We start from the raw sequence: 4775 nt of genomic DNA on the forward strand, positions 1-4775 counted from the left end.
CCCTGGCCGACCTGCGCGAGGACTCCTTCGCCCTCGCCGGCGACGGGCCGCTCCGGCAACTGGCCCAGCGCGCGCTCCTGGCCTGCGACCGCGCGGGTTTCGTGCCCACCGTCCGCGCCCACGCCGACGACCTGCCCGGCCTGCTCAGCTATGTCGCCTCCGGCCTGTGCGTCACCCTCGCCCCCGAGCACACCGCCGCGCTCTCCTTCCCGGGCGTCCGTTTCCTTCCGCTCACCGACGAGGCTCCCGAACTCACCACCACCATCGCGGCCCTGCACCGGCCGCACGCCGACCCGGCCGTACGCTCGCTGCTGGCCCTCGCGGGCGCCTCGCTCGCCGGTTGACCGCCGAGCGCGTACGGGCTCAGGACGGCAGTGTCCAGGTCTGGTTGGCGGATCCGGTGCAGGACCAGATCTGCAACCGGGTGCCGTTGGCCGAGCTCTGGTCGGTGGCGTCGAGGCACTTGCCCGACTGGGGGTTCACCAGCGAGCCGTCGCCGCCCCCGCGCCAGACCTGGGAGCCGGTGCCGTTGCAGTCGTACAGCTGCACCTTGGTGCCGTTGGCCGTGCCGGCCGCCGTGACGTCCATGCACTTGCCCAGCGCCCGCAGCGTCCCGTCGGAGCCGGCGGTCCAGGTCTGGGCGCCGGTGCCGTTGCAGTCGTAGAGCTGGACGGCCGTGCCGTTCGCCGGGCTCGCGCCCGCGACGTCCACGCACTTGCCGCCGATGCCCTTGATCGCGCCCGAACCGCCGCCGGGCGGCGGGGTGACCGGACCGGACGCGCCGCCGAGCCAGCGCAGTCCTTGGAGCAGCAGCTTGTTCTGCTCGGCGCTGCCGAACGTCGACGACAGCGTCGTGTTCGTGGCGTAGTCCATCGCGTTGTGGCCGAAGTTGTTGTAGATCATCTTGTAGTTACGGTTCGACCATACGATCGGGTAGTAGCCGCTGTACCAGGACTGGTTGGGATCCGTGCCGACCGGGAAGGTCGACTGGTCCATCGATGCCAGGATGTCGATGTCCGGGTTCTGCCGCAGGTCGTGCTGCCAGCTGTACCACTCGCTGACCGACGAGGTGATCGTCGGGGGCAGGCCGGCCGTCGCCGGGTGGTTCGGGTCCTCGATCCTCAGCGTCTCGGAGGTCGGGCCCCAGGTGTTGGACCGGAACGTGCCGGTGCCGAGGAAGGTCTCGTGGTACCAGGACCAGTCGCTGGGCGTCTGGTCGTTGTACGCCGACACATGGAAGCCCATCCAGGCGCCGCCGTTGTTCATGTACGTCTGGAACGCGCTGCGCTGGGCCGCGGTCTGCGGGTAGTTGTCCAGAAACATGACGACCTGGTACTTCGCCAGGTTCGCCGTGTTCAGTTGGCTCCAGTCGTTGGTCGCGGTGTACGAGTAGCCGTTCGCCGCCGCCTGCTGCGGGAACCACGCGTTGGCCTCGTGGACGAAGCTGATGTGCGCGGCGTCGTAGGTGCCGTCGTAGAACGCCAGGATCTTGAACGGCGTGGCGCCCTGGGCCCGGTGGGCGGGGACCGCCAGGACGCCGAGCACGACGGCCAGCAGGGCGAGCAGACGGACCATGGTGCGGGGAAGCCGGATGCTGGTTCTGACCATGGGGGTCTTCCTTGCGTGGGGGGTCGGGACAGGGGGCGCCGGTGGACCGGCGGGTGTCAGCCCAGCGTCCAGCTCTGGTTCGCGGAGCCGGTGCAGGTCCAGATCTGGAGTTGGTTGCCGTCGGCCGTGCTCCAGTCGGTGTCGTCCAGGCACTTGCCCGAACCGGTGTTGACCAGGCTGCCGTTCGCACCGGACGTCCAGGCCTGGGCGCTGGTCCCGTTGCAGTCGTAGAGCTGGACCTTGGTGCCGTTGGCCGTGCCGGCCGCGGTCACGTCCAGGCACTTGCCCAGCGCGCTCAGGGTGTTGCCGCTGTGCGTCCACTGCTGTGCGTTCGTGCCGTTGCAGGTGTACAGGGTGACCGGGGTGCCGTCGGCCGAGTTGGCCCCGGCGACATCGACACACTTGCCGCCGTAGCCGTGGATGGGCGTGGTGCCACCGGTCGGGGGCGGCGTGGAGCCGCCGCCGGTGATGGCCTTGAAGATGGTGGTGAACTGGTGGTCGCTCTGCGCGGTGCCGCTGGAGCCCTGGTTGTCCCGGCTGAGCGCCCAGAAGGTCAGCTCCTGTATGCCGTTGGCCGCCGCGAAGGACTCCAGCTCCTGGGCGTCCTGGACGGTGAACACCTCGGCGCTGGTGTCGTTCACGCCGATCATCGGGCAGTTGCCCTCCATGGCCCACAGCTGGGCGGAGGTCTTGGTGTTCCAGATCTGCCCGAGCTGGCTGTGCAGGCCGTTGGCGGCGCTGATCGCGGCCTGCCCCATGTCCATCGCCGGCCCGTAGTCCATGGTCATGATGTTGACCAGGTTGACGTTCAGATTGTGGCTCTTGGCGTTCTGGAGCAGGGCGACGCCGTTGGACTCCAGGCCGTTCGGGCTGACGGGCAGCGTGTAGTCCACGTCCAGTTTCTTGCCCTGGGCGGCGTAATCCTGCTGGAGGTTGGCGAGCGCCTGGTTGCGCCGGTCGTTGGCGGCGGTGTTGTCCAGGGTGCCGCCCTCGATGTCCAGGTCGACGCGGGTCAGGTTGAACTGGTCGATGACCTTCTTGTACTGGGCCTGCATGGCCGCGACCGTGCCGCACGAGGCGAGTTCGGAGCCGCTCGCACCGCCGAAGGAGGCGATGACGTCGCCGCCGGCCGCGCGCAGGCTGTTGATGGCGTTGTTCCAGCCGGAGTCGGTGACGGGCGTGTCACCGTTGATGGTGGCGTTGCAGGTGCCCTGGCTGATGATGAAGGCGAGTGTGTAGTACTTGTTCCCGGTCGCGTTGTACGCGTTCATGAGCGTGGACGGGTCGTTCCACATCTCCGCGTACGGGGCGGAGTAGTGGGCCGGGAAGCCGGGGCCGGGGTTGGCGGCGGCCGATGCCGTCCCGGCGGTGGCGAGAAGGCCGCCGACGGCCAGCGGAAGTGCGCAGATCGAGGCGGCCAACCATCTTCTGAGGGTTCGTATCATCATGGGGGGGTCCTCCTGGCACGGCTGTGTGGGGGCGTCCCGCGCTCGGGGCGGCTACGGGTAGTTCGTCAGGTACGCCACGTTGCTGCTCGGTGTGACGGTCGCGCCGGTGCTGTTGACGATGTGGGTGATGGTGCCCGCGCCGCCGAGGACGACGGTCACCATGTCGTGGAACCTCACCCCGGAGGTCTGCGGCACCTCGAAGGAGTGGTCCTCCACGATCGAGGGGTTGACGTTGAAGTAGGCGTAGCTGCCCAGGCCCCACGCCTCGTGGCTGGTGACGGAGTCGGCGACCTTGTAGGCGGGGTAGCCGTTGGTGGAGCTGTTCTTGAAGGCGGCCTGGTCCGGCGGGTCGTAGGGCAGCTCGTTCTGGAAGAAGTACGTCCGGCCGCCGTTGCCGTTCCAGATGACCTCGGTCTTGCGCAGGTGCTCGACGAACAGCCCGTACGCGGTGACGTCGGCGCCGTTGACGACCAGGCCGGTGTCCGCGGTGTTGGTGGTCCAGCCGACCGTGCCGCCGTTGCCGTGGTCGGCGCGCCAGATCCAGGTGTGGTCGATGATCGTATTGCTGGTGTTGACGACCAGGGACTGGGTGGCCTTGCCGACGGTGGCGCCGCCGATCCGGAAGAACACGTCGCTCAGGGTCGTCGGGTCCGCCGCGTGGCCGGCCGACGTGCCGTTCGGGCCGATCCGCATCAGGGTCTGGGAGTTGGTGGTGCCCGCGTCGACGAGCAGGCCGGCGATCTTGATGCCGTCGACGTCGGCGGTGCTCAGCGCGGTGATCCCGTTGTCCGGGACCAGGGTGGCCAGGCCCAGGCCGAGCACCACGGTGTCGGGCCGGGTGACGTCGAGCGTCTGGTCGAGGTGGTAGACGCCGGGCGTGACCAGCAGGTTCTTTCCGGCGGCAAGGGCGGCGTTCATGTCGGCGGCGGTCGCGCCGGGCTTGGCGATGTAGAACTGGCTGAGCGGTATCGAGGTCCCGGCCTGGGTCTTGCCGCTCCAGGTGGTCGCGGAGGCGTTGGTCTGCGCGGCGGGCACGAAGACCTGCCAGGCACCGGAACTGTCGATGTAGAGGTACGGCTTCTCGCGGTCGACCGGTGCGGAGGGGACGTTGGTGTACGTCGGGAAGGACTGGCCGGGGGCGCCCTGGTCGCCGACGAACACCATGTTCCAGTTGGAGCCCGACCAGGAGCCCATCTTGCTGTTCTTGGTCAGGAACTGCTGCTGGCTGCCGGACTGGATCTGCCCGTCGATCTTGGAGTCGGAGATGAAGCCGCCGCTGGACCAGCCGCCGTCGTCCAGCTTGAGGTCGCCGCGCACATGCATGCGCCGGTACGGAGCGGCCTGGGAGACCGCCCAGCGGTCGCTGCCGCCGGTCGGGGTGACCGACATGTTCTCGGCGTCACGCCAGAAGTTGCAGGTGGCGTTGCCGCCCATCCAGTCGGCCTCGGCGTGCACGGCACCGTTGATGTTCACCGAGTCCGGAGTCGATCCGAGCCCCGCGACCTGGGTGTAGAAGCCGACGTTGACGTCCGCGTCGTACGAACCGGGCTTGAACAGCACGGCGTAGCGCTGGGAGCCGAACTGGTTGGACTGCTGCTGGCTGAAGATGCTGTTGAGCCTGGACTGGATGGAGGACGCGGACATCGAGGGGTCGAAGATCACCGTGTTCGGGCCGAGGTCGGGGTCCTTGCCCGAGGGAGAGGTGGGGGGCGGTGTGGT

At 68.7% G+C, this 4775-nt stretch carries 4 protein-coding genes; 1 reads left to right on the plus strand and 3 read right to left on the minus strand.

Features of this window, described 5'->3' with window-relative positions; translation table 11 throughout:
- Positions 1–344 (plus strand): LysR substrate-binding domain-containing protein (locus tag CCN72_RS33090; protein WP_244174597.1); only part of this gene is annotated, 344 nt, incomplete at its 5' end.
- 19 nt (positions 345–363) lie between these two features.
- Here CCN72_RS33090 and CCN72_RS33095 read toward each other — a convergent pair.
- From CCN72_RS33095 to CCN72_RS33105, 3 genes are all read right to left on the minus strand, one after another.
- Positions 364–1608: a ThuA domain-containing protein gene (locus tag CCN72_RS33095; protein ID WP_086811936.1), complete on the minus strand. Its 1245-nt coding sequence runs from the start codon at positions 1606–1608 to the stop codon at positions 364–366.
- Between the two features lie 56 nt (positions 1609–1664).
- Positions 1665–3056, minus strand: coding sequence for a chitinase (locus CCN72_RS33100; RefSeq protein ID WP_237553721.1), 1392 nt, complete (start codon positions 3054–3056; stop codon positions 1665–1667).
- A 51-nt stretch (positions 3057–3107) separates the two neighbouring features.
- On the minus strand, positions 3108–4775 hold a 1668-nt coding region (locus tag CCN72_RS33105; RefSeq protein WP_086811939.1), incomplete at its 5' end, for a coagulation factor 5/8 type domain-containing protein.

Origin of the sequence: Streptomyces murinus, assembly GCF_002154555.1 — a bacterium.
GTDB classification, from domain to species: domain Bacteria; phylum Actinomycetota; class Actinomycetes; order Streptomycetales; family Streptomycetaceae; genus Streptomyces; species Streptomyces murinus.